The following is a 24,198-nucleotide window of genomic DNA, read 5'->3' as shown; positions in this document are numbered from 1 at the left end:
ACAAGGCCGCTCCTACAAGGGCCAGCGTTAACCGCCCCGCACTCGGCTATCGCCAATACCGCGAATCATCCACCACCCTGGCATGCCCCTCGAACAGCGCCGGCAACTGCTCCTTGAGGTAGTCGATCCAGGTGCGCACCTTGGCATCCAGATAATGCCGTGACGGGTAGATCGCATACAGCGCGCTCTCGCGCAGGCGATACGGCGCCAGCAAGCGGCACAACCGCCCCTGCTCGATCGCCTGGCTGGCGGTGTAAAACGGCAGCAGGCCAATGCCCATGCCCAGCTCGCTGGCCACCAGCATGGCGTCGGCGACGTTGGTGGAAAAACTGTCGTTCGGTGCGATCACGCACTGGTCCACCCCTTGCGGGAACACCCAGTCACCTTCGTACATCGGATACGCCATGCGCAGGCAACGGTGCTGGTGCAGGTCTTCCGGGCGCTCTGGCACGCCGTGGGCCAACAGGTAGCTCGGCGCCGCGCAGGGGATGCTGAAAATGTTGCCCAGCGGCACAGCGATCAGCTGCGAATCCGGTAACGCACCGTCCACGGTAATCACCACGTCATGCCCTTCGGCCAGCGGGTCGGGGTTGCGCTGGGACAGGGTCAGTTCGATCACCACCTCCGGGCACAATGCGTTGTAGCCGGCCACCAGCGGCATCAGCAACAGGCCCATCCCGTGCGGGCAATGCAAGCGCAGGCGACCGCGGGGCGTGAGGTGCGCGCCACGGGCTTCACCCACCGCCTCTTCGGTCAGCAACATGATCTGCCGCGCGCGCTCAAGAAACCGCTCGCCCGCCTCGCTCATGCGCAAACGCCGCGTGGTGCGGTGCAGCAGGCGGGTCTGCAGCTGGTTTTCCAGCTCGGCAACGATACGCGAAACCTGCGCCGCGGAAATATCCAGGGCATTGGCGGCCGCAGCGAAGCTGCCGCATTCCACCACACGGGCGAAGGTACGCATGGCATGCAGCATGTCCATGAAGGTGCTCCTTGTTCGGTCTTATTCTTGCGTTACAGGCAGGAATCTATCACGGGCTAGCCCATTTATTGTGGATGGCCAATGAATGGATCATTAGTCATACATTGAAAAAGGAGCCTGCCATGAAACGTTCGATCGCTGTCCTTGCCGTTGCCGCTACTCTCGCCTCGTTCGGTGCCCTTGCCGACACCGGCAGCAACCAGCCGGTCAGCAGCAGCAACTACGAATACGGCATGCCGCTGGACGTGGCCAAGGTTATCTCCATCACCCCGCCCAGCAACGCCGCCGACTGCCAGGTTGGTACCGCGCACATGGTTTATGTCGACCACCAGGGCCAGAAGCGCGAAATCGACTACCGGGAAATGGGCAACTGCTCGCAGCAGTGAGTCAGGCCAGTACCTCGGTGATCCAGCCGACCTGTTGCTTGAAGTCGTCGATTTTCGCCTGAGGCACCGCACCGCGGGCCCGCTCGAAGTTGGCCAGGGTCTGCTGCTTCTGCCGCAGCATGCGCCGCCACTTGACCAGAAACGCCTCGCTTTTCTCCTGCACCAGCACCGGGCCGAAGTACAGCTGTTCAGCGGTGTACCCCGCCCCGCCCGGCTCGGCGACGATGATCTCGTAGTCGAAGCGGTTCTCCCGCAGCAGTTCTTCGCTGACGATCCGGTAACCATTGCCCATCAGCCACTGGCGCAGTTCGCGCTCGGCGCCATTGGGCTGCAGCACCAGGCGCGTGACGCCAGCCAGGCGCTGCTTGCCGGCCTCGAGGATCTCGCACATGGTGTCGCCACCCATGCCGCAGATGCTGATCACCGAAATGCGATCTTCCGGCTCGACCGCTGCCAGGCCATCGGCCAGGCGCACGCAGACCCGCCCTTCCAGGCCGTTCCTGCGCACGTTGCGCTGGGCCGAGGCGAACGGCGTCTGCGCCACCTCGCCCGCTACCGCCGCGTCCAGTATGCCGCGCAGCATCAAGGCCACCGGCAGGTAGCCATGGTCCGAGCCGATGTCAGCCAGGCGCGCGCCTTGCGGTACTTGTGCAGCCACGCGCTCCAGGCGCCTGGACAATGTCTGTTCGTTCAACGTAAACCCCTGCTTTGCAATCGGCCGCGATTCTGACGGCGAACGCCACGCATTTCAAACACCGGGGCGCCCTCGACCGGGCCGGCGCGCTCGCGTAGGCTTGCCGCTTTCCTTCCGTAGCAAGGCAAAACACACCATGGCACAAGCAGACATCATTTACACCCCGGACTCGGACGCCGAGTCGATTTCTTCCGACGTTGCCGAATACAACGGCGTGCTGGTCACCACGCAGATCCCGACCCACGCTGATGGCAGCCTGGAGCTGGGCGGCATCGTCGAGCAGAGCGAGTGCACCCTGCAGGCGCTGAAGGTGGCGCTGGAGAAGGCCGGCAGCGGCATGGACCGCGTGCTGCACCTGACCATCTACCTCACCGACATGGCCGACCGCGCGGCATTCAACGAGGTGTACCAGCGCTTCTTCAGCAAGCCCTGGCCGGTACGCGCCGCCGTGGGTGTGGCTGCACTGGCGTTCGAAGGCATGCGCGTGGAAGTGACCGCAATGGCTGCCAAGCGCTGATTCATCCAGTCAGGAACGGCCTGTGGGAGCGGCCTTGTGTCGCGAAAGGGCCGCAAAGCGGCCCCAGTGATCTTGCAGTGGATCCAAGCCCCTGGGGGCGCTACGCACCCCTTTCGCGACGCAAGGCCGCTCCCACAGTTGCCCGAGCCCCACAATATTCCTGCATCCTGCACCTCTCGGCACCCCGATGATGCCGCCAGCCCGTTTCGCCGCTACAATGCCCGCCTAAACCGTGACAGCCCGAACCTATAACGACATGTCCCTTCCAAAGAATCACCTGGAACTGCTCAGCCCTGCCCGTGACGTGGCCATCGCCCGCGAAGCGATCCTGCACGGCGCAGACGCCATCTACATCGGTGGCCCGAGCTTCGGCGCGCGCCATAACGCCTGCAACGAAGTCAGCGATATCGCCGAACTGGTCGAGTTCGCCCATCGCTACCATGCACGCGTGTTCACCACCATCAACACCATCCTCCACGACAACGAGCTGGAGCCCGCGCGCAAGCTGATCCACCAGCTGTACGACGCTGGTGTCGACGCACTGATCGTGCAGGACCTGGGGGTGATGGAGCTGGACATCCCGCCGATCGAGCTGCACGCCAGCACCCAGACCGACATCCGTACCCTGGAACGGGCCAGGTTCCTCGACCAGGCCGGCTTCTCCCAGCTGGTGCTGGCGCGTGAGCTGAACCTGCAGCAGATCCGCGCCATCGCCGCCGAAACCGACGCCGCCATCGAATTCTTCATCCACGGTGCGCTGTGCGTGGCCTTCTCCGGCCAGTGCAACATCTCCCATGCGCAGACCGGCCGCAGCGCCAACCGCGGCGACTGCTCGCAAGCCTGCCGCCTGCCCTACACCCTGAAGGATGACCAGGGCCGCGTGGTCGCGTTCGAGAAGCACCTGCTGTCGATGAAGGACAACAACCAGACCGCCAACCTGGCTGACCTGGTCGACGCCGGCGTGCGCTCGTTCAAGATCGAAGGCCGCTACAAGGACGTGGCCTATGTGAAGAACATCACCGCCCACTACCGCAAGGAACTCGACGCCATCCTCGAAGGCCGCCCGGAGCTGGCCCGTGCCTCCAGCGGCCGCACCCAGCACTTCTTCGTGCCCGACCCGGACAAGACCTTCCACCGCGGCAGCACCGACTACTTCGTCACCGACCGCAAGGTCGACATCGGCGCCTTCGACTCGCCAACCTTCACCGGCCTGCCGGTGGGCGTGGTGGAAAAGGTCGGCAAGCGTGACATGCAGGTGGTCACCGAGGTGCCGCTGACCAACGGCGACGGCCTCAATGTGCTGGTGAAGCGTGAGGTGGTGGGCTTCCGTGCCAACATCGCCGAACCGCGTGGCGAATTCGAGGAAGACGGCGAGAAGCGCTACCGCTACCGCGTCGAGCCCAACGAAATGCCTGAAGGCCTGCACAAGCTGCGGCCCAACCACCCGCTGTCGCGCAACCTCGACCACAATTGGCAGCAGGCCCTGCAACGCACCTCGGCCGAGCGCCGCGTCGGCGTGCAATGGCACGCGGTACTGCGCGAGCAACGCCTGGTGCTGACCGTCACCAGCGAGGAAGGCGTGGGCACGCAAGTGGCACTGGAAGGCCCGTTCGGCCCGGCCAACAAGCCGCAGCAGGCGCTGGACCAGCTGCACGACCTGCTCGGCCAGCTGGGCACCACCATGTACCACGCCGACAGCATCGAGCTGGACGCCCCACAGGCTTACTTCATTCCCAACTCGCAGCTCAAGGCCCTGCGCCGCGAAGCCATCGAGGCGCTGACGGCAGCACGGGTGCAGGCGCACCCGCGTGGCGGGCGCAAGGCCGAGACCACGCCACCGCCGGTTTACCCGGAGTCGCACCTGTCGTTCCTGGCCAACGTGTACAACCAGAAGGCCCGCGACTTCTACCACCGCCACGGCGTGCAGCTGATCGACGCGGCCTACGAGGCCCATGAAGAGCACGGCGAAGTGCCGGTGATGATCACCAAGCACTGCCTGCGCTTCTCCTTCAACCTGTGCCCCAAGCAGGCCAAGGGCGTGACCGGCGTGCGCACCAAGGTGGCGCCGATGCAGCTGATCCAGGGTGATGAGGTGCTGACCCTGAAGTTCGACTGCAAGCCGTGCGAAATGCACGTGATCGGCAAGATGAAAAGCCACATCATCGACCTGCCGACCCCGGGCAGCGCGGTGGCCCAGGTGGTTGGGCACATCAGCCCGGAAGACCTGCTGAAGACCATTCCGCGCGGGCCGCATTGATCGGTGGCCTGCAAGGGCCCTTTTGCGGCTGAAGCCGCCTGCATGGTGATACTCGAAGGGATGGTGGGACGACTCGGGAAGACCCGACAATGCTTGCCTGCAAAAAACCGTTTGCCCCCGCGCAAACCTGCGCCCGCCAAGCCCTTCTTGTACACTCCTCGCATTAGCCCCCACCTGCACATTTTTTGGTGAACGCATGATCGAGGTAACCGAGGTTTCCATTGCCGAGCTGCGCGATGCGCTCGAGTCGGGCCGCACGACGGCGGTCGAGCTGGTCCAGGCCTACCTGGCGCGCATCGACGCCTACGATGGCGCCGACACCGCCACCGCCCTGAACGCCGTTGTGGTACGCAACCCCGAGGCGCTGAATGAGGCCGCAGCCTCCGACGCCCGTCGCGCCAAAGGCCAGGTCCTGAGCCCGCTGGACGGCATCCCCTACACCGCCAAGGACAGCTACCTGGTCAAAGGCCTGACCGCTGCCTCCGGCAGCCCTGCCTTCAAGGACCTGGTGGCCCAGCGCGACGCCTTCACCATCGAACGCCTGCGCGCCGCCGGCGCCGTGTGCCTGGGCAAGACCAACATGCCGCCCATGGCCAACGGCGGCATGCAGCGCGGCGTGTATGGCCGCGCCGAAAGCCCGTACAACGCCAACTACCTGACTGCACCGTTCGCCTCGGGCTCGTCCAACGGTGCCGGCACCGCCACTGCCGCCAGTTTCAGTGCCTTCGGCCTGGCCGAAGAAACCTGGTCCAGCGGCCGTGGCCCGGCATCCAACAATGGCCTGTGCGCCTATACCCCGTCGCGTGGGGTGATTTCGGTGCGTGGCAACTGGCCGCTCACACCGACCATGGACGTGGTGGTTCCCTATGCCCGTACCATGGCCGACCTGCTGGAAATCCTCGACGTGGTCGTAGCCGACGACGCCGACAAGCGCGGCGACCTGTGGCGCCTGCAACCCTGGGTGCCAATCCCGGCCGCTTCTACGGTGCGCCCGGCTTCGTATCTGGACCTGGCCGTGGATGCCAGCGCGCTCAAGGGCAAGCGCTTTGGCGTGCCACGCATGTACATCAATGCCGATGCCGAAGCAGGTACTTCCGAGAAGCCAGGCATCGGCGGCCCGACTGGCCAGCGCATCCACACCCGCGCCACGGTGATCGACCTGTGGCAGCAGGCCCGCCAGGCACTGGAGGCGGCTGGTGCCGAAGTACTGGAAGTGGACTTCCCGCTGGTATCCAACTGCGAAGGTGACCGCCCTGGCGCACCGACCGTGTACAACCGCGGCATCGTCAGCAAGGAATTCCTGCATGACGAGCTGTGGGAGCTGTCGGGCTGGGCCTTCGACGACTTCCTGCGCGCCAACGATGACCCCAGGCTCAACCGCCTGGCCGATGTCGACGGGCCGCAGATCTTCCCCCACGACCCGGGCACCCTGCCCAACCGTGAGGACGACCTGGCCGCTGGCATGGACGAGTACGTCAACATGGCCAAGCGTGGCCTGAAGACCTGGGACCAGATCGAGACCCTGCCCGACGGCCTGCGCGGCCTGGAGCAGACCCGCAAGATCGACCTGGAAGACTGGATGGACAAGCTGGGCCTGGACGCGGTGCTGTTCCCCACCGTGGCCGACGTGGGCCCGGCGGATGCCGACGTCAACCCGGCATCGGCGGACATCGCCTGGAGCAACGGTATCTGGGTGGCCAACGGCAACCTGGCAATCCGTCACCTGGGCGTGCCTACCGTGACCGTGCCAATGGGCGTGATGGCCGATATCGGCATGCCGGTGGGGCTGACCTTTGCTGGCCGGGCTTACAGCGACAATGCGCTGCTCAGCTTTGGTGCAGCCTTCGAGGCGACCGGGTCGCGTCGAATGATCCCACCGCGTACCCCGCCCCTGGGCTGAGGGTTAAAGGGGCCGCTTTGCGGCCCATTCGCGGGTAAACCCGCTCCCACAGGGACCCCACAGGTATTGAATACCGTGGGGTCCCTGTGGGAGCGGGTTTACCCGCGAATGGGCCTGGAAAAGCAAATCGCCTAATTCAACTTTATGTGTAAAAATACACAAAACGTTGATTTTGCGATCTGCCATGCCTATCACCCCAAGCGAAGAACGCCAGCTCACCCTCACCGTCCTCAAGGCCGCCATCCAGGCCCTGGGCAGCGTTGCCGCGCGCAACATGGAAATCCTCCTGCACGACCTCGACCACCCGGAACACTCCGTGGTGGCGATCGTCAACGGCCATCTTTCCGGGCGCAGCGTCGGTAGCCCAATCCTCGCCGCCCCGGAACAGGACCAGGGTTTCAAGGCACTGATGCAGGCCTCGGCCGATCAGCACGGCTGCGAGCCGGTGGTGCTGCCCGACTACCCCACCACGCTGAAGGGCCGCACACTGCGCAGCGCCACGGCCATCTTCCGTGACAGCAGCGGCCACCCCTTCGCCAGCCTCTGCGTCAACACCGACGTCACCGGCCTGGATGCAGCCATGAATTTTCTCCGGCAGTTCCAACCAACAGGGGCCGCACCTGCCGTCAGTGAACCCGCCGACATGGAACTGCTGATGAGCGAGATAATCCAGGCATCCCTGCAGCGCAGCGGCCAGGGGCGAATGAACAAGCAGGCCAAGGTAGAAGCCGTAAGAGTGATGCAGGAGCGCGGCCTGTTCATCGTCAAGGGCGGCGTGGAAAAGGCCGCCAGCGCCCTTGGTGTGACCCGCTACACCGTTTACAACTACCTCGAGCAACTGCGCGGAGCCAGCCAATGACCTTGCATATCCATACCCCCCTGATCGAGTCCCGCCCGCTGTCGCTGGCCGCGGACAGCAACGTCTGGCTCAAGCTCGAAGCCCTGCAGCCCTGCGGCTCGTTCAAGCTGCGCGGCGTGGGCCATGCCTGCGAGGTGCACCATGCCCGTGGCGCTCGGCATTTCGTGTCTTCCTCGGGCGGCAACGCCGGCCTGGCTGTAGCTTATGCCGGGCGCAAACTGGGCGTGCCAGTGACCGTGGTGGTACCCGAGACCACCACCGAGCGGGCCAAGGACCTGCTGCGCCTGGAGGGCGCCGAGGTGGTGGTGCATGGCAGCTCCTGGCAGGAGGCCAACGCCCTGGCGCAGAGCTTGGTCGGCCCGGATGACGCCTTCATCCACCCATTCGATGACCCGTTGCTGTGGGCCGGGCATGCCAGCCTGGTGGATGAAGTCGCCGAGACCGGCGTGAGGCCGGACGCCGTGGTGTTGTCGGTGGGCGGTGGCGGTTTGCTCAGTGGCGTGGTCGAGGGGCTACAGCGCAACGGCTGGGGCGATGTGCCGGTGCTGGCGGTGGAAACCGAGGGCGCGGCATCGCTGCATGCGGCCATGCAGGCGGGGCATTCGGTGGAGCTGGAACGTATTACCTCGGTGGCGACGTCGCTTGGGGCCAAGCGTGTGGCTGACCAGGCGCTGGTGTGCGTGAAGGAGCATCCGGTGCACAGCCATCTGGTCACTGACCGCGCTGCGCTGGAGGCGTGCGAGCGGTTCCTGCTGGACCATCGCGTGCTGGTGGAGCCAGCTTGTGGAGCAGCCTTGGCGTTGGCCTATGCACCGGGCGCCCTGGCGCAGTACCAGAATGTGCTGGTGGTGGTTTGTGGCGGGGCTACCGCCACGCTGGAGCAGATCCAGGCGTGGTTGCAGCAGGTGGATTGAGGTTACCTGTACCGGCCTCTTCGCGGGCTTGCCCGCTCCCACAGGAACCGCGCATTTTCTGAGCCTCGCGCTAATCCTGTGGAAGCGGGCAAGCCCGCGAACACCGGCGGAGCCGGTGCCATCCAATAAACACTCATCGGATTCTCCTTGCGGCACCCGGTTGCTGATTACGATAGTCACATGCCGCTGTTCTACTAAGCCCACCGCAACCGGAAAATTCCCGTCGCAACAGCGTCAACCACGACGAAATGCGTAGCCCACCCTTTCGGTCTGCGGCAAGTGAAGGCACAATGCGTGTCCTTTTTTTGGCCGGCCTGGCCGGGGGCCTTTAAATGATCAAGACGCCGTACTACCTCATCGATAAAACCAAGCTGCTGGGCAACATGGAGAAGATCGCCTACGTGCGCGAACACTCCGGCGCCAAGGCACTGCTCGCCCTCAAGTGCTTTGCCACCTGGTCAGTCTTCGACCTGATGCAACAGTACATGGACGGCACCACCTCTTCGTCGCTGTACGAGCTCAAGCTCGGCCGCCAGAAGTTCGCCGGCGAAACCCACGCCTACAGCGTGGCCTGGGCCGACGACGAGGTCGAGGAAATGCTCGAGAACTGCGACAAGATCATCTTCAACTCGATCGGCCAGCTGCAGCGCTTCGCCGAACAGTCCGAAGGCAAGGTCCGTGGCCTGCGCGTCAACCCGCAGGTCAGCAGCTCCGACTACCTGCTGGCAGACCCTGCCCGCCCGTTCAGCCGCCTGGGCGAATGGGACCCGGCCAAGGTCGAACAGGTGATCGAGCAGATCTCCGGCTTCATGTTCCACAACAACTGCGAGAACGGCGACTTCGGCCTGTTCGACAAGATGCTCACGCACATCGAAGAGCGCTTCGGCCACCTGCTGCACAAGGTCGAGTGGGTCAGCCTCGGTGGCGGCATCCACTTCACCGGTGAAGACTACGCGCTGGACGCCTTCTGCGCGCGCCTGAAAGCCTTCTCGGAAAAGTACGGCGTGCAGGTGTACCTGGAGCCGGGCGAAGCGGCCATCACCAACAGCGCCTCGCTGGAAGTGACCGTGCTCGACACCCTGTACAACGGCAAGCACCTGGCCGTGGTCGACAGCTCGATCGAAGCGCACATGCTCGACCTGCTGATCTACCGCCTCAACGCCAAGATGGCCCCCAACGACGGCGCGCACACCTACATGGTCTGCGGCAAGTCGTGCCTGGCCGGTGACATCTTCGGCGAATACCAATTCGATCGTCCGCTGGCCATCGGTGATCGCCTGTCGTTCGTCGACGCGGCGGGTTACACCATGGTCAAGAAAAACTGGTTCAACGGTCTGAAAATGCCATCCATCGTGGTCAAGCAACTCGACGGCAGCGTCGAAGTGGTGCGCGAGTTCGGTTTCGAAGACTACGTTTCCAGCCTGTCGTAAGACCGGCTTTCAGTAAGGAGCAAGGGATAAATTGAAGAAGAACGTTCTTATCATTGGTGCAGGAGGTGTCGCCAAGGTGGTGGCCCACAAGTGCGCGCAGCATAACGACGAACTGGGTCGTATCGCTATCGCGTCACGGAACATCTCCAAATGCCAGGCCATCATCGACAGCGTCAAGGCCAAGGGTAGCCTCAAGGTACCCGCCGACATCCAGGCCTTCTCGCTCAATGCCCTCGATGTCGAGGCTACCAAGGCGCTGATCCGCGAGACCGAATCGCAGATCGTGATCAACGTTGGTTCCGCCTTCCTCAACATGTCGGTGCTGCGTGCCTGCATCGATACCGGTGTCGCCTACCTGGACACCGCCATCCACGAAGAGCCGGGCAAGATCTGCGAGACCCCGCCGTGGTACGGCAACTACGAGTGGAAACACCTCGAAGAGTGCCAGGCAAAGAACATTACCGCCATTCTCGGCGTCGGCTTCGACCCGGGTGTGGTGAACAGCTACGCCAAGCTGGCGCAGCAACAGTATTTCGACAGCATTGACTCGATCGACATCCTCGACGTCAATGCCGGTTCGCATGGCAAATACTTCGCCACCAACTTCGACCCGGAAATCAACTTCCGTGAGTTCACCGGGCAAGTGTGGAGCTGGCAGAACAGCCAGTGGACCAGCAACACCATGTTCGAGGTCAAGCGTACGGACGACCTGCCGGTGGTGGGTTCGCAGAACCTGTACCTGACCGGCCACGATGAGGTTCACTCGATTTCGAAGAACCTCAACGTGCCGAACGTGCGTTTCTGGATGAGCTTCGGCGAGCACTACATCAACGTGTTCACCGTGCTGAAGAACCTGGGCCTGCTCTCCGAGCAACCGGTGAAAACCGCCGAAGGCCTGGAAGTGGTACCGCTGAAAGTAGTCAAGGCCGTGCTGCCGGACCCAGCCTCTCTGGCCCCGGGCTACACCGGCAAGACCTGCATCGGTGACCTGGTCAAGGGCACCAAGGATGGCCAGCCGCGCGAAGTGTTCATCTACAACGTGGCCGACCACGAAGAAGCCTACGCCGAGACCGACAGCCAGGGTATTTCCTACACCGCCGGTGTACCGCCAGTGGCTGCCGCCCTGCTGGTCGCCCGTGGCGAGTGGGATGCCAAGCGCATGGTCAACGTCGAGGAGCTGCCAGCCGAGCCGTTCCTCAAGGCACTGGACGTCATGGGCCTGCCGACCCGCGTCAAGGATGAAAAAGGCGATCGTCCTTGGGACGCTGAAGCCTAAGCAGCAAAGCAGAGGGGGCGCCATCAAGGCGCCCCCTCTGCTTTTGCAGGCCACGTGTAAGCCTAGATGCCCTGGCCAGAGGGCTTTGCCTGCTCAGCCAGCTTTTCCAGCAATACCTTGGCCAGCGCCTTGTCCGAGAACGGGTTCTGCCCGGTGATGAGTTCGCGGTCCACCACCACATTGGGTTGCCAGGCCTTGGCGTAGCCCATGTCGCCCCCTGCCATCGCCATGGCGTTGGCCGGGTAGAACAGCAGCCGCTGGTCCTTGAGCGAACCTTCGAATACCTGCTCCTCCGGGTCGGAGAAAATGGTCATCTTGTAACCCTTGTACAACCAGTCGGTGGCTGCCGGCTTTTCACCACGCGCCAGCGCCGACTGGTAGCTGGCCGGGTCCTGCTGGGCCGAGAGCAAGGCGATGGGGCCGTGGCAGATCGCGGCTGTAGGCTTGCCGGCTTGATGGAAATGCCGCAGCAAGGCGCCCACGTCCGGGTTGTTGGCCAGGTCGATCAACGGCGCATGGCCGCCGGGGATGAACAGCCCGGCATAGCGCCCTAGGTCACCTGCCAGTACTTCTTTCACCGACAGGGTATCGTCAATGCCCGGCAGGCCTTGCACGACCTTCTCGATCCGGCGCATCTCCACCGCATCGCCGGCAAAGTAGCTCGGGTCGATCGAACGCTGGTCGACACTCGGGGCATTACCCTTGGGGGTAACCAGCACCAGCTTGTAGCCAGCCTTGAGCAACTGGTCGGCAGGCACGCCGAATTCGTTCAGGTAGTAGCCGGTGGCGTAGCGCTTGCCGTCCTGCAGGGGCAGCTGGTGCTCGCTGGACAACAGCACCAGCACCTCTCCCTTGGGCGCAGCGTGGGCGCCGGTGGCAAGCAGGGTGCTGGCAACAGCCAGGGCAAGCCGGGACATCTTGGTCATGCAACAATCTCCTGATCAGGCAAATAGAGCTGTCCGCTCATGTTGGCGGGGATGCGTTCATGCTAACGGCGAGGCTATGATTCGATAATTCGAAAGCTCTCATGCCTGTGATCCAGAAAATGAATATATCCAGCAAGGACTTCAACCTGCTGTACCTGTTCCATGTGCTGTACCAGGAACGCAACGCCACCCTCGCCGCCCAGCGCATGGCGCTGAGCCAGCCCGCGCTCAGCCACAAGCTCAACAAGCTGCGCCATCAGTTTGGCGACCCGCTGTTCGTGCGCGCGCCCAGGGGCCTGACCCCGACGCCACGCGCCCACGAACTGGCGCCTGAGGTAGAACGCCTGGTAGTGGGCCTGGAAGGTTTTTATGAGCGCTGCGAAGGGCAGGACTTCCTCGCCCGCCCTGCCCGACTGCACCTGTACAGCACCGATTATGTGGAGCAGACCCTGTTGCCCAGGCTGCTGCCGATCCTGCGTAGCCAGGCACCGAACCTGACGCTGGTCACCTGCAACACCCGCGGTCTGCTGCCTCGCGAAGAATTGGAGAAAGGCACCTGTGACCTGGCCGTTGCCGGGTTCTACACCGACCTGCCGGAAACCTTCCACCAACAGCGCCTGCTCAGTGAACACTTGGTAGTGCTGGCCTCGCGCAGCCATCCAGGCCTGGAAAACGGCCTGGACCTCGATACCTTCCTTGCCAGCGACCACCTGCTTACCACCCTCACCGGCGACCTCGATGGCCTGGTCGACCGCGCCTTGCGCAGCCAGGGCATGCAACGGCGGGTCGTGGCTGGCCTGTCGAGTTTCCTGGCCCCCATGCGCCTGCTGCGCGGCACCGATCTGCTGCTCACCTGCCTGCGCTCGCTGGCCACCGAAGCCGTCGAACGTGACGACGACCTGCTCATGTACCCGCTGCCGCTGACATTGCCAGCGATCGAGGTGATGCAGATCTGGCACGAACGCACCCACGCCGACCCCTTGCGCCGCTGGTTTCGCCAACAGCTGTGGAACGTCGCCCAAGAGGCAGCCGCCTGCGCGAGTAACAATTTCTAAACAACGATGTGACATTTTTTTTCAGCTTTCTCGCCAAGGAGCTGTCAGATGAAGGTCACGGTTTTCGGTACCGGCTATGTCGGCCTCACCCAGGCAGTGTGCCTGGCCCAGGTGGGCCATTCGGTGTTGTGCATGGATGTCGACGCCGAGCGGGTCGCCAGCCTCAATGCAGGCCATTGCCCGATCTTCGAGCCCGGCCTTGCGCCGATGCTGGAGAAGAACCTGGCCTGCGGTCGCCTTCGCTTCACCACCGACGCCAGCGAAGCGGCCAACTACGCAAAGGTGCAGTTCATTGCCGTCGGCACCCCGCCTCAGGCCGATGGCAGCGCCGACCTGAAGCACGTGTTCGCCGTGGTCGACAGCATCCTCGAACATGCCGATGGCCCCAAGCTGATCGTCAACAAATCCACCGCGCCGGTTGGTACGGTGCACCGCATCAAGGCGCGCATCGCCCAGGCCGTGGCCGATACCAGCCGCTTGCGCGTCGTCAGCAACCCCGAGTTCCTCAAGGAGGGCTCGGCGGTGGATGACTGCATGCGCCCGGAGCGCATCATCATCGGTGGCGCGGAGCCCGCCGAAGTAGAGCTGCTGCGCGAGCTGTACCTGCCGTTCAGCCGCAACCGCGAAAAACTGATGGTGATGGACGCGCGCAGCGCCGAGCTGACCAAGTACGCGGCCAACTGCATGCTGGCGACCAAGATCTCGTTCATCAACGAAATCGCCAACCTGGCCGAGCATCTGGGCGCCGACATCGAACTGGTGCGCCGCGGCATCGGCTCGGACCCGCGCATCGGCTACGACTTCATCTATGCCGGCTGCGGCTTTGGCGGCTCATGCTTCCCCAAGGACCTGCAAGCCCTGCGCCGCAGCGCCGAGGCCGAGGGCTTCGAACCACAGTTGCTGCGTGCGGTGGAATCGGTCAACGAGCAGCAAAAGAACCGGCTGTTCGGCAAGATCCAACGCCACTACCCACGCGGCCTGCGAGGCAAGGTCTTCGCCGTGTGGGGATTGTCGTTCAAGCCCAATACCAACGACATTCGCGAGGCCTCCAGCCGAGTCCTGCTGGAAGCGCTGTGGGCCGCCGGCGCACGGGTGCAGGCCCATGACCCGCAGGCCATGGAGGAAATCCAGCGGCACTATGGCGCCCGCGCCGACCTGCAACTGGTACCGTGCAAGGACGACGCGCTGCGCGGCGCCGATGCCCTGGTGATCGTCACCGAATGGCAGGAATACCGCGTGCTCAACCTGGACAAGGTGCCGCAACAACTGGCCGACCGGGTGGTGTTCGACGGGCGCAACCTGTTCGAACCCGAGCACATGGCCGCCGCCGGCCTGACCTACTACGGCATCGGCCGCGGCCAGGTGCAGCCAGCATGCCCGAACTGATTACCGGCGTGGCCGGCTTCACCGGCGACCACATTGCACGGTGCCTGTGCGAAGCAGGCATCGAGGTGGTCGCCGCATGGTACTTTGCTACGGCGTAACGGCGCCCTCGGGAGGATTCAGTTGCAACACCTCGTTGGTGTATGCCCACTCCTTCTGCACCTGGTCCGGGTGGTCGTTAAGGCGGATGCCGTAGGACGGGATGATCTGCCTGATCTTCGCCTGCCACTGCGGCGATGCCATCTTGTCCTTGAACACCTTGCTCAGCACATCGAGCATGATCGGCGGCGCGGTCGAGGCGCCAGGCGAGGCACCCAGCAATCCTGCAATGCTGCCATCCTTGGACGTCACCACTTCAGTGCCGAGCTTGAGCACACCACCCAATGCTTCGTCCTTCTTGATGATCTGCACCCGCTGGCCCGCCTGCCACAGCCGCCAGTCCTCTTTCTTCGCCTCGGGGAAGTAGGTGCGCAACGCTTCGAAACGGTCATCGTCAGATTGCAGCACCTGGCCGATCAGGTACTGCACCAGGTCGAACTCGCGCACCCCGACTCTTACCATCGGCCAGGCATTGTGCACACTGGCGCTGGCGAACAGGTCAAGCAGCGAGCCCTGCTTGAGGAACTTGGTCGAGAAGGTGGCGAACGGCCCGAACAGGATCATGCGCTTGCCATCGAGCACACGGGTGTCCAGGTGCGGCACCGACATCGGTGGTGCGCCCGTGGCGGCGATACCGTAGGCCTTGGCCATGTGACGCAGGGCGATGGCCGGGTTGTCGGTGACCAGGAACGAACCACCGACCGGGAAACCGGCATAGTCCTTGGCCTCCTCGATACCCGACTTCTGCAGCAGTGGCAGCGCTGCACCACCTGCGCCGATGAACAGGAACCTGGCGTCGGTGGCCGCGTTGCTGCCGTCTTTGAGGTTTTTGTATTCGACATGCCAGGAGCCGTCGTCGTTGCGGGTGATCGCCTGCACTTCGGTCGACAGCTTGAGGTCGAAGTTCGGCCGGGTCTGCAGATAGCCCACGTATTGCCGGGTGATCTCGCCAAAGTTGACGTCGGTGCCGATCGGCGTCCAGGTCACGGCCAGTTTCTGGTTGGGGTCGCGGCCCTCCATCATCAACGGTACCCACTTGCGAATCTGCTCGTGGTCCTCGGAGTACTGCATGGGCTTGAACAACGGGCTGGCCTGCAGCGCCTCGTAGCGCTTCTTCAGGAAGCGAATGTTGTCGTCGCCCCAGACGAAGCTCATGTGCGGAGTAGTGTTGATGAATGAATGCGGGTTCTTCAGCACGCCCTGTTTGACCTGCCAGGCGAGGAACTGACGGGTGACCTGGAACGACTCGTTGATCTCCACCGCCTTGCTTATATCGACCTTGCCGTCCTTCTCCGGGGTGTAGTTCAGTTCGGCCAGGGCCGAGTGGCCGGTACCAGCGTTGTTCCAGCCGTTGGAGCTTTCTTCGGCGACCTTGTCCAGGCGCTCGACCATTTCCATCGACCAACCCGGCTCCAGCTCATTGAGCCAGACGGCCAGGGTTGAACTCATGATGCCGCCGCCCACCAGCATGACATCGACTCTTCTGGTTTCCGCGGCCTGGGCATCGAGCATGCCGAATGCCAAGGCCAGCCCGGTCAGCGCCAGTACCGGCTTGATGGTGATCCTCATAACCTCCCCCTTGCCTCGTTGCTATCCGTAAGTCAGCCACAAGCTTAGATGACGGATTTGGTCGGGCGTGGCTGGTGCACAATCACTTGCAATCCGTCACGCCTCAAAATACTGTATGAATATTCAGTATCACAGGTCAGCCCCATGCAACTCATCGCCAAACTCGGCATCCTTGCCGATGCTGCCAAGTACGACGCATCCTGCGCCAGCAGCGGCGCGCCCAAACGCAACTCGCGCGGGGCTGATGGGCTGGGTGCTACCAATGGCATGGGCATCTGTCACAGCTACACCCCTGATGGGCGCTGCGTATCGCTGCTCAAGGTGCTGCTGACCAACTTTTGCCTCTACGACTGCCAGTACTGCGTCAACCGCCGATCCAGCAACGTGCCACGCGCACGCTTCAGCCCCGAGGAAGTGGTCCGGCTGACCCTGGACTTCTACCGGCGCAACTGCATAAGCGGCCTGTTCCTCAGCTCCGGCATCATCCGTTCGGCGGACTACACCATGGAGCAGCTGGTCCGTGTGGCGCGGCTGTTGCGCGAAGAGCACGACTTCCGTGGCTACATCCACCTCAAGACCATCCCCGATGCCGACCCGTTGCTGATCGAGGAGGCCGGGCGCCTGGCAGACCGGCTCAGCGTCAACATCGAGCTGCCGACCGACGCCAGCCTGAAACGCCTGGCACCGGAAAAACAGGCGCACACCATTCGCCAGGCCATGGGCGTGATCCACCAGGGCCAGCAAGCTGTGGCCCACGAACCCAAGGCGCCGCGCTTTACCCCGGCCGGGCAAAGCACCCAGGTGATCGTCGGGGCCGACAGCACCGACGACAGCACACTGCTGCGCAATGCCGAATCGCTGTACCAAGGCTACGGCCTCAAGCGTGTGTACTACTCCGCCTTCAGCCCCATCCCTGACAGCCCCGGCAGCGTCCCCCTGGCCGCACCACCGCTGCTGCGCGAGCACCGTCTGTACCAGGCTGACTTCCTGTTGCGTGGCTATGGCTACAAGGCCGGCGAGCTGCTGGGCCAGAGCGGCAATCTGGCACTGGACATCGACCCCAAGCTGGCCTGGGCGCTGGCCAACCGCGACGTGTTCCCGCTGGATGTGAACCGTGCCGAGCCGGCGCTACTGGCGCGCATCCCCGGCATCGGCCTGCGCAGCGTGCAGCGCCTGGTAGCCCTGCGACGCGAACGGCGCATTCGCTACGATGACCTGATCCAGTTGCGCTGCGTGCTGGACAAGGCGCGGCCATTCATTGTCACCAGCGACTACCGCCCGCCCCAGGCCGAACTGCGCAGCGGCCTGCTGAGGGCGCGCTTGCGTGAGCCGCAGGCCCCGGTGCAGATGGGCTTATGGGGATGATCGCGCTCGATTGCGACGGCCTGTTCGCCACCTGGCGTGACCAGGCCCGGGTGTTGTTGGGGCATGGCATCGACCCGTCGGAGGTCACCTGGGCGCAAGGGCCGGTGGCTGATTTGCTGGCCGTACCGACAGCGCTGCCGGAAGGCTCCGGTCCCTTTCGCGCCAAAGTGCCTGCGGCGCTGCTCGGCCAGCTGGAACAGGCGGCCCGCTACCGTGGCGAGCACCGCTGGAACCTGCTTTACGAGGTACTTTGGCGGGTGGCCCATGGCGACCGCACTGCAATGCTGCCGGGTGACCGATTGGGCAGTGAGCTGCATAGACGGATCAAGCAGGTCAATCGCGAAGCACACCACCTGCATGCGTTTGTACGCTTCGTGCCACTACCCGAAGTATTGGCTGAACAGCTGCAACTCGACCTGGTGGCCTACCACGAGCCGGCGCATGACATTCTGGAAAGCGCCAGTGGGCATTTCGCCGACCGCCTGGGGCGTTTGCGCTGGATGATTGCCACGGCCCACGACGGCATACGCTTCGATGGCCAGGCATTCGACTACCAGCGACAGTGCCCCGAACCCTGGCGCCAATGGGCCCGCAACGCCGAAGACCCTGGTGCCGAATTATGGCGCACCTACTATCGTCATACCTTCAACCCCGCCCGCCTCAACCCCGACGCCTTGCGCTTGCACATGCCCGGGCGGTTCTGGCGTCATTTGCCGGAGGGCATGCTGATTCCGCAGCTCGAAGGCCTGGCTCGGCAAGGCAAGCAACGGGACGGCCAAGCACTGGAGGTCGCCTCTCAGGCTGGCAAACAAATCAGCAAGCCCATACGGTAGTTGCGTATTCGCAAACCTTGATCAGTGGGAGTTTCTTCGCGGGCATGCCCGCTCCCACAGGTATTGCACAGTTCTCGAAGTGTGTAGAGATCCGGTGGGAGCGGGCGCGCCCGCGAAACAGCCAAAAGCAATCTCAAGCCGAACGATCAGCCGCCACAGCCGTCATAACCTGAGCCGCTGCCGACACGCAAAGAGGACGCGAAATGACCCAACCCGACCCGTCATACGTCAAATGGCTCGAAGACCGCGCCATGCTCAAGGCCTCCCAGCAACGCACCCACTTGTACTCGGGCCAGTCGCGCCTGTGGCAACAGCCCTACGCCGAAGCGCAGCCCCGCCGCGCCACTGAAATCGCTTCGGTCTGGCTGACCGTCTACCCCGATGCCATCATCGCCCCCGAAGGTTGTTCGGTGCTTGGCGCCTTGGGCCACGAGGCGCTGTGGAAGCGTTTGTCGGAGATCGGCATTCAGGGCCTGCACACCGGCCCGATCAAGTTGTCCGGCGGCATTCGTGGCCGTGAACTCACCCCCAGCGTGGACGGCAACTTCGACCGCATCAGTTTCGACATCGATCCGCTGTACGGCAGCGAGCAGGAGCTGATCCAGATGAGCCGCATGGCCGCCGCGCACAACGCCGTGACCATCGACGACCTGATCCCCTCGCACACGGGCAAGGGCGCCGACTTTCGCCTGGCCGAGCTGGCCTACGGTCCCTATCCGGGGCTGTACCACATGGTCGAAATCCGCGAGGAAGACTGGCCGCTGCTGCCCGAAGTGCCTGCCGGGCGCGACGCGGTCAATCTGCTGCCGGCCCAGTGCGACGAGCTCAAGGCCCGCCATTACATCGTCGGCCAGCTGCAACGGGTTATCTTCTTCGAACCAGGTGTGAAGGAAACCGACTGGAGCGCCACGCCGCCGGTGACCGGTGTAGATGGCAAGACCCGGCGCTGGGTGTACCTGCACTACTTCAAGGAAGGCCAGCCATCGCTGAACTGGCTGGACCCGACCTTCGCCGCCCAGCAGATGATCATTGGCGATGCCCTGCACGCCCTGGACTGCCTGGGTGCACGTGGCCTGCGCCTGGATGCCAACGGTTTTCTCGGTGTGGAGACCCGCGCCAGCGGCACTGCCTGGTCGGAAAGCCACCCTCTGTCGATCGTCGGCAACCAACTGATTGGCGGCATGATCCGCAAGGCCGGCGGTTTCAGCTTCCAGGAACTGAACCTGACCCTCGACGACATCGCGCAGATGTCCAGGGGTGGTGCCGACCTGTCCTACGATTTCATTACCCGGCCGGCCTACCAGCATGCGCTGCTGACCGGCGACACCGAGTTCCTGCGCCTGATGCTCAAGGAGATGCATGCTTTCGGCATCGACCCGGCCTCGCTGATCCATGCCTTGCAGAACCACGACGAGCTGACCGTGGAGCTGGTGCATTTCTGGACCCTGCATGCCCACGACATGTACCTGTACAAAGGCCAGACCTTGCCTGGCGGCATCCTGCGCGAGCACATCCGCGAAGAGATCTACGAACGGCTGTCGGGCGAGCATGCGCCATACAACCTGCGCTTCGTCACCAATGGCATAGCCTGTACCACGGCCAGCCTGATCGCTGCCGCGCTGGGTATCCGCGACCTTGGGCAGATCGGGGTGGCAGAAATCGAGCTGATCCAGAAGGTGCACCTGCTGCTGGTCATGTACAACGCCATGCAGCCGGGTGTGGTGGCGCTGTCCGGCTGGGACCTGGTAGGCGCCCTGCCCTTGCCCGGCGAAGCGGTCGCCCAGCGGATGCTGGATGGCGATACCCGCTGGATTCACCGCGGCGGCTACGACCTGGCCGGGCTGGAGCCGCAGGCCCAGACGTCTGTGCGTGGCATGCCCCGAGCCCGGGCGCTTTATGGCAGCCTGGACAGCCAGCTGGAGAACGGCGATTCGTTTGCCTGCAAGGTGAAGAAGCTGCTGGCGGTGCGCCAGGCTTATGGCATTGCCACCAGCCGCCAGGTGCTGGTGCCCGAAGTCAGCAGCCCCGGCTTGCTGGTGATGGTGCATGAGCTGCCGGCCGGGCGTGGCATCCAGATCAGTGCGCTGAACTTCGGCCAGGAAGTGATTGCCGAGGAGCTGCAACTGACCGGGTTCACGCCGGGGCCGGTGGTGGACATGATCAATGAAACGGTCGAAGGGGATTTGACCGAGGATGGGCGGCTGATGGTGAACCTGGACCCGTATGAGGCGCTGTGCCTGCGGATCGTCAACAGCAGCGGCCATGTCTGAATTGTATTTGCCCCATTGCCTTCGCCGGTGAAGCTCTGAACGGCAGCCACGCGATTCCTGTGGGAGCGGGTTCACCCGCGAACACCGGCGCAGCCGGTGCCATCCACCGCATCGCCTACTTCGCGGGCATGCCCGCTCCCACAGGGGCCCCACCAGCTGAGGAATGCACCATACCTGTGGGAGCGGGCGCGCCCGCGAACACCGGCGCAGCCGGTGCCATCCACCGCATCGCCTGCTTCGCGGGCATGCCCGCTCCCACAGGGGCCCCACCACCTGAAGGAATGCGCCATACCTGTAGGAGCGGGTTTACCCGCGAACACCGGCGCAGCCGGTGCCATCCACCGCGTCGCCTGCTTCGCGGGTGAACCCACTCCCACAGGGTCACTTCCAGGTGACAAAGTGCGCCGTGCCTGTGGGTTTCCAGTGTCCAGACCAATGGCTGGCTTGCTTTTACCGCTCCACGGGCATAGCGTTCGGAGGTTTTCTTTTCCGTGCCCAGGAGCAACTCCATGTACACCGGCATCGTCCAGGCCGTCCGCCCTCTGCTTGATGTGACCACCTACCCGGGCCACAACCAGTTCACCATCGACCTCACCCCCGAACTGCTCGACGAGCTGAAGATCGGCGCCAGCGTCAGTGTCGAAGGCACCTGTCTGTCGGTCACCGAGATCAACGGCACCCAGGTCAGGTTCGACGCCATGACCGCCACCCTCGAGCGCACCAACCTGCGCAACTTCAAGGCCGGCCAGGGCGTCAACATCGAACGCTCGGCGAAGATGAACGCCGAAGTCGGCGGCCACCTGATGGCCGGCCACATCGCCACCACCGCCGAAATCGTCGAGCTGTCGATCAAGGAAACCGGCGCCTTCATCAAGTTCCGCATGCCAGCGGAATGGGGCAAGTACGTATTCCCGCGCGGTTTTATCGGGGTCAACGGCTGCAGCCTGACCGTAGCCGATGTCGAGAACAACGTGATCACCATCAACCTGATCCCGGAAACCCTGCGCCAGACCACCTTTGCCAGCTACAAGGCCGGCGAACTGCTCAACATCGAAGTGGACCACCAGACAATGGTGCTGGTCGATGTAGTGGAGCGCACGATCAAGAGCACCCTGGCCCGCGAAATGCCTCGCTGAGTTCCCGAGGATGCTGCCCAACACCCTCCCCGCGCGCACTGCCAAGCGGCTGCGCCTGCAGATTCTGCGTGGTCGTGTCGGCCTCGGCCTGGTCGCCGGCCTGTCCGTACTGGCCGGCATGACCGATGCCATCGGCCTGCTGGCGCTGGGCGACTTCGTGTCATTCATGAGTGGCAACACCACGCGTCTGGCCGTCGCCATCAGCGATGCGGACCTGGCCCTGGTGCTGCGCCTGAGTGCTGCAGTGCTGAGCTTCGTCATCGGCAACGCCCTGGGCGTGCTGCTGGCGCGCGCGTTCCGCCGTCGGGCCTGGCCGGTGCTGCTGGTGGTCGCCGCCCTGCTGGGCTTTGCAGCCGCATGGCCCTTGGCAGCGACCTTGCCCGCGCTGCTCGCCGCCACACTGGCCATGGGCATGATCAACGCCGTGGTCGAACAGGTGAACGGCCTGCCCATCGGCCTGACCTACGTCACCGGTGCCCTGTCACGCTTCGGTCGTGGGCTGGGGCGCTGGCTGCTGGGCGAGCGGCGCAATGGCTGGCGGGTGCAACTGGTGCCTTGGGCCGGCATGCTGCTGGGCGCCGCGCTGGGGGCCTGGCTGCAGCACCACCTGGGCCTGCAGGCGCTAGCCGGCAGCTGCTCGCTGGCCTGCGTGCTGGCCCTGGTGTCGCGGTTCATTCCACGGACGTGGCAGCGTGGCTACATGCCACACTGATCACTCGATGCGCGGGTGCTGCTGCACCAGCAACTTGCGCTTGGCCTCCAGTTCGGCAATCTGCGCATCGATGTCCTCTATCCTTTGCTCGATGTTGTCGTGGTGCTCCTGCAGCAGCTCACGCGCTTCCTCGATATCCGATGCTGCCGGTGCCGCGCCGCGCAGCGGCTTGTTGGCGGTTTCCTTCATGGTCAGGCCGGTGACCAGCCCCACGGCGGCGATCACCATCAGGTAATAGGCCGGCATGTACAGGTTGCCAGTACTTTCCACCAGCCAGGCGGCGATGGTCGGGGTGAGGCCGGCGATCAGCACCGAGATGTTGAAGGCGCTGGCGAGGGCGCTGTAGCGGATATGCGTGGGGAACATTGCCGGTAGCGTCGAGGCCATCACGCCGATGAAGAAGTTCAGCAGCACGGCAATGATCAGCAGCCCGGCAAAGATCACCCCCAGTACGCCGCTGTTGATGAGCATGAATGCCGGAATGGCCAGCGCAAACAGGCCGACGCTGCCGACGATGATGAACGGTCGGCGGCCGAACTTGTCGCTGAGCAGCCCGATCATCGGTTGCACGAACAGCATGCCGACCATGATCGCGATGATGATCAGCACGCCATGGTCTTCGCTGTAGTGCAGGTTGTGCGACAGGTAGCTGGGCATGTACGTGAGCAGCATGTAGTAGGTGACGTTGGTGGCGATCACTACACCGATACAGGTCACCAGGCTGCGCCAGTGTTGGGTGGCGACCTCCTTGAAGGACACCTTGGGCCCGGACGCCAGGCCTTCGCGGTCGCCCTGCTCCAGTTTGTCGACATGCTGCTGGAAAGCCGGCGTTTCCTCCAGAGCATGGCGCAGGTACAGGCCGATGATGCCCAGCGGCAAGGCGAGGAAGAACGGCAGGCGCCAACCCCATTCGAGGAACTTTTCCTCACCCAGCACCGTAGAGATCAACACCACCACACCGGCACCCAGCACGAACCCGGCAATCGAGCCGAAGTCCAGCCAACTGCCGAGAAAACCCCGTTTTCGGTCCGGGGCATATTCGGCGACGAAGATCGACGCGCCGGTGTACTCGCCCCCCACCGAGAAGCCCTGGGCCATCTTGGCCAGCAGCAACAGGATCGGCGCCCAGATACCGATGCTGGCATAGGACGGTATCAGGCCGATGGCAAAGGTGCTGAGCGACATGATCACGATGGTCGCAGCGAGGATTTTCTGCCGCCCGAACCGGTCGCCCAAGGCGCCGAAGAACAGCCCGCCCAGAGGCCTGATCAGAAACGGCACCGAGAACGTGGCCAACGCCGCGATCATCTGCACGCTGGGGTCGGCATTGGGGAAGAAAACCTTGCCCAGGGCGTAGGCGACGAAGCCGTAGACGCCGAAGTCGAACCACTCCATGGCATTGCCCAGTGCCGCCGCGGTGATTGCCTTGCGCATCTTGCCGTCGTCGACGATGGTGATGTCCTTCAGGCCGATTGGCTGGATGCTTTTCTTGCGAGGTTTCATGTCCGTATCCCTGTCGATGAATGCTCTAAGGGATGAGATACGACGGGACACTAAATAATTCAGCGCTTACGGGTTTTTTGTGTTTCTCCTCTTCGGTTGCTGCACAGGCAAAGAAAAGCCGCTGCGATGGCAGCG

21 protein-coding genes are annotated in these 24,198 nt (G+C 63.7%); 16 read left to right on the top strand and 5 right to left on the bottom strand.

From position 1 onward, the window contains the following. Positions 1–46 precede the first annotated feature (46 nt). A complete protein-coding gene (locus MJ643_RS02880; protein WP_013972881.1) occupies positions 47–979 on the bottom strand; it encodes a LysR family transcriptional regulator in 933 nt (310 codons plus the stop codon). A 122-nt stretch (positions 980–1,101) separates the two neighbouring features. Between MJ643_RS02880 and MJ643_RS02875 the strand changes: the two genes are divergently transcribed. Continuing rightward, positions 1,102–1,365: a DUF2790 domain-containing protein gene (locus MJ643_RS02875; RefSeq protein WP_024087237.1), complete on the top strand. Its 264-nt coding sequence runs from the start codon at positions 1,102–1,104 to the stop codon at positions 1,363–1,365. A 1-nt stretch (position 1,366) separates the two neighbouring features. Here the strand turns inward: MJ643_RS02875 and MJ643_RS02870 are convergent, their stop codons facing one another. Beyond that, on the bottom strand, positions 1,367–2,059 hold the full coding sequence (locus tag MJ643_RS02870) for a tRNA (adenine(22)-N(1))-methyltransferase TrmK (RefSeq protein ID WP_013972883.1): 693 nt from the start codon (positions 2,057–2,059) through the stop codon (positions 1,367–1,369). A 136-nt stretch (positions 2,060–2,195) separates the two neighbouring features. Here MJ643_RS02870 and MJ643_RS02865 point away from each other — a divergent pair, with 136 nt between their 5' ends. The 7 genes from MJ643_RS02865 (at position 2,196) to MJ643_RS02835 (ending at position 11,212) form a co-directional block, all read left to right on the top strand. Continuing rightward, on the top strand, positions 2,196–2,576 hold the full coding sequence (locus MJ643_RS02865; RefSeq protein ID WP_013972884.1) for a RidA family protein: 381 nt from the start codon (positions 2,196–2,198) through the stop codon (positions 2,574–2,576). A gap of 256 nt (positions 2,577–2,832) precedes the next feature. After that, on the top strand, positions 2,833–4,833 hold the full coding sequence (locus MJ643_RS02860; protein ID WP_038409735.1) for a U32 family peptidase: 2,001 nt from the start codon (positions 2,833–2,835) through the stop codon (positions 4,831–4,833). 196 nt (positions 4,834–5,029) lie between these two features. Further along, a complete protein-coding gene (locus MJ643_RS02855; protein ID WP_061304581.1) occupies positions 5,030–6,733 on the top strand; it encodes an amidase in 1,704 nt (567 codons plus the stop codon). A 184-nt stretch (positions 6,734–6,917) separates the two neighbouring features. Further along, positions 6,918–7,592, top strand: a complete 675-nt coding sequence (locus MJ643_RS02850) for a PAS domain-containing protein (protein ID WP_013972887.1) — start codon at positions 6,918–6,920, stop codon at positions 7,590–7,592. Then, positions 7,589–8,506: a pyridoxal-phosphate dependent enzyme gene (locus MJ643_RS02845; RefSeq protein WP_013972888.1), complete on the top strand. Its 918-nt coding sequence runs from the start codon at positions 7,589–7,591 to the stop codon at positions 8,504–8,506. The genes MJ643_RS02850 and MJ643_RS02845 overlap by 4 nt, the downstream gene beginning before the upstream one ends. Before the next feature lie 332 nt (positions 8,507–8,838). Next, complete coding sequence (nspC, locus tag MJ643_RS02840; RefSeq protein WP_013972889.1) at positions 8,839–9,936, top strand: carboxynorspermidine decarboxylase; 1,098 nt, start codon at positions 8,839–8,841, stop codon at positions 9,934–9,936. Between the two features lie 31 nt (positions 9,937–9,967). Further along, positions 9,968–11,212 carry a saccharopine dehydrogenase family protein gene (locus MJ643_RS02835; protein ID WP_003248123.1) on the top strand — a complete coding sequence of 415 codons (1,245 nt, stop codon included), beginning with the start codon at positions 9,968–9,970 and terminating at the stop codon, positions 11,210–11,212. Between the two features lie 62 nt (positions 11,213–11,274). Here MJ643_RS02835 and MJ643_RS02830 read toward each other — a convergent pair whose 3' ends face one another. Beyond that, positions 11,275–12,138 carry a type 1 glutamine amidotransferase domain-containing protein gene (locus tag MJ643_RS02830; RefSeq protein WP_013972890.1) on the bottom strand — a complete coding sequence of 288 codons (864 nt, stop codon included), beginning with the start codon at positions 12,136–12,138 and terminating at the stop codon, positions 11,275–11,277. Between the two features lie 119 nt (positions 12,139–12,257). Between MJ643_RS02830 and MJ643_RS02825 the strand changes: the two genes are divergently transcribed. The 3 genes from MJ643_RS02825 to MJ643_RS31545 are packed head-to-tail and all read left to right on the top strand — an operon-like array spanning position 12,258 to position 14,677. Beyond that, positions 12,258–13,193 (top strand): LysR family transcriptional regulator, encoded by a 936-nt coding sequence (locus tag MJ643_RS02825; protein WP_024087242.1) that lies wholly within the window; start codon positions 12,258–12,260, stop codon positions 13,191–13,193. A 48-nt stretch (positions 13,194–13,241) separates the two neighbouring features. Further along, positions 13,242–14,579: a UDP-glucose/GDP-mannose dehydrogenase family protein gene (locus MJ643_RS02820; protein WP_013972892.1), complete on the top strand. Its 1,338-nt coding sequence runs from the start codon at positions 13,242–13,244 to the stop codon at positions 14,577–14,579. Continuing rightward, positions 14,567–14,677: an NAD-dependent epimerase/dehydratase family protein gene (locus MJ643_RS31545; RefSeq protein WP_038409738.1), complete on the top strand. Its 111-nt coding sequence runs from the start codon at positions 14,567–14,569 to the stop codon at positions 14,675–14,677. Before MJ643_RS02820 ends, MJ643_RS31545 begins: the two co-directional genes overlap by 13 nt. On the opposite strand, the gene mqo is transcribed toward MJ643_RS31545, so the two are convergent. Continuing rightward, the gene (gene mqo / locus MJ643_RS02815) at positions 14,667–16,244 is read right to left on the bottom strand and encodes a malate dehydrogenase (quinone) (protein ID WP_013972893.1); all 1,578 of its coding nucleotides are present in this window, start codon (positions 16,242–16,244) and stop codon (positions 14,667–14,669) included. The two genes, MJ643_RS31545 and mqo, sit on opposite strands and share 11 nt — an antisense overlap. Before the next feature lie 144 nt (positions 16,245–16,388). On the opposite strand from mqo, the gene MJ643_RS02810 reads away from it, so the two are divergent. The 5 genes from MJ643_RS02810 to MJ643_RS02790 all read left to right on the top strand — a co-directional run bounded on the left by MJ643_RS02810 (position 16,389) and on the right by MJ643_RS02790 (position 22,560). After that, the gene (locus MJ643_RS02810) at positions 16,389–17,609 is read left to right on the top strand and encodes a putative DNA modification/repair radical SAM protein (RefSeq protein WP_013972894.1); all 1,221 of its coding nucleotides are present in this window, start codon (positions 16,389–16,391) and stop codon (positions 17,607–17,609) included. Further along, positions 17,600–18,442: a TIGR03915 family putative DNA repair protein gene (locus MJ643_RS02805; protein ID WP_013972895.1), complete on the top strand. Its 843-nt coding sequence runs from the start codon at positions 17,600–17,602 to the stop codon at positions 18,440–18,442. The genes MJ643_RS02810 and MJ643_RS02805 overlap by 10 nt, the downstream gene beginning before the upstream one ends. A 203-nt stretch (positions 18,443–18,645) precedes the next feature. Then, positions 18,646–20,712 carry a maltose alpha-D-glucosyltransferase gene (treS, locus tag MJ643_RS02800; protein WP_208209131.1) on the top strand — a complete coding sequence of 689 codons (2,067 nt, stop codon included), beginning with the start codon at positions 18,646–18,648 and terminating at the stop codon, positions 20,710–20,712. Between the two features lie 509 nt (positions 20,713–21,221). Continuing rightward, complete coding sequence (locus tag MJ643_RS02795) at positions 21,222–21,848, top strand: riboflavin synthase (protein ID WP_013972897.1); 627 nt, start codon at positions 21,222–21,224, stop codon at positions 21,846–21,848. A 10-nt stretch (positions 21,849–21,858) separates the two neighbouring features. Further along, positions 21,859–22,560 (top strand): YoaK family protein, encoded by a 702-nt coding sequence (locus MJ643_RS02790; protein ID WP_013972898.1) that lies wholly within the window; start codon positions 21,859–21,861, stop codon positions 22,558–22,560. On the opposite strand, the gene proP is transcribed toward MJ643_RS02790, so the two are convergent. Then, positions 22,561–24,063 (bottom strand): glycine betaine/L-proline transporter ProP, encoded by a 1,503-nt coding sequence (proP, locus tag MJ643_RS02785; protein WP_038409740.1) that lies wholly within the window; start codon positions 24,061–24,063, stop codon positions 22,561–22,563. Positions 24,064–24,198: the final 135 nt, after the last annotated feature.

Origin of the sequence: Pseudomonas sp. PNPG3, assembly GCF_023093815.1 — a bacterium.
Taxonomy (GTDB): Bacteria; Pseudomonadota; Gammaproteobacteria; order Pseudomonadales; family Pseudomonadaceae; genus Aquipseudomonas; species Aquipseudomonas asiatica.
This window is presented reverse-complemented; position numbering and strand designations above follow the sequence as displayed.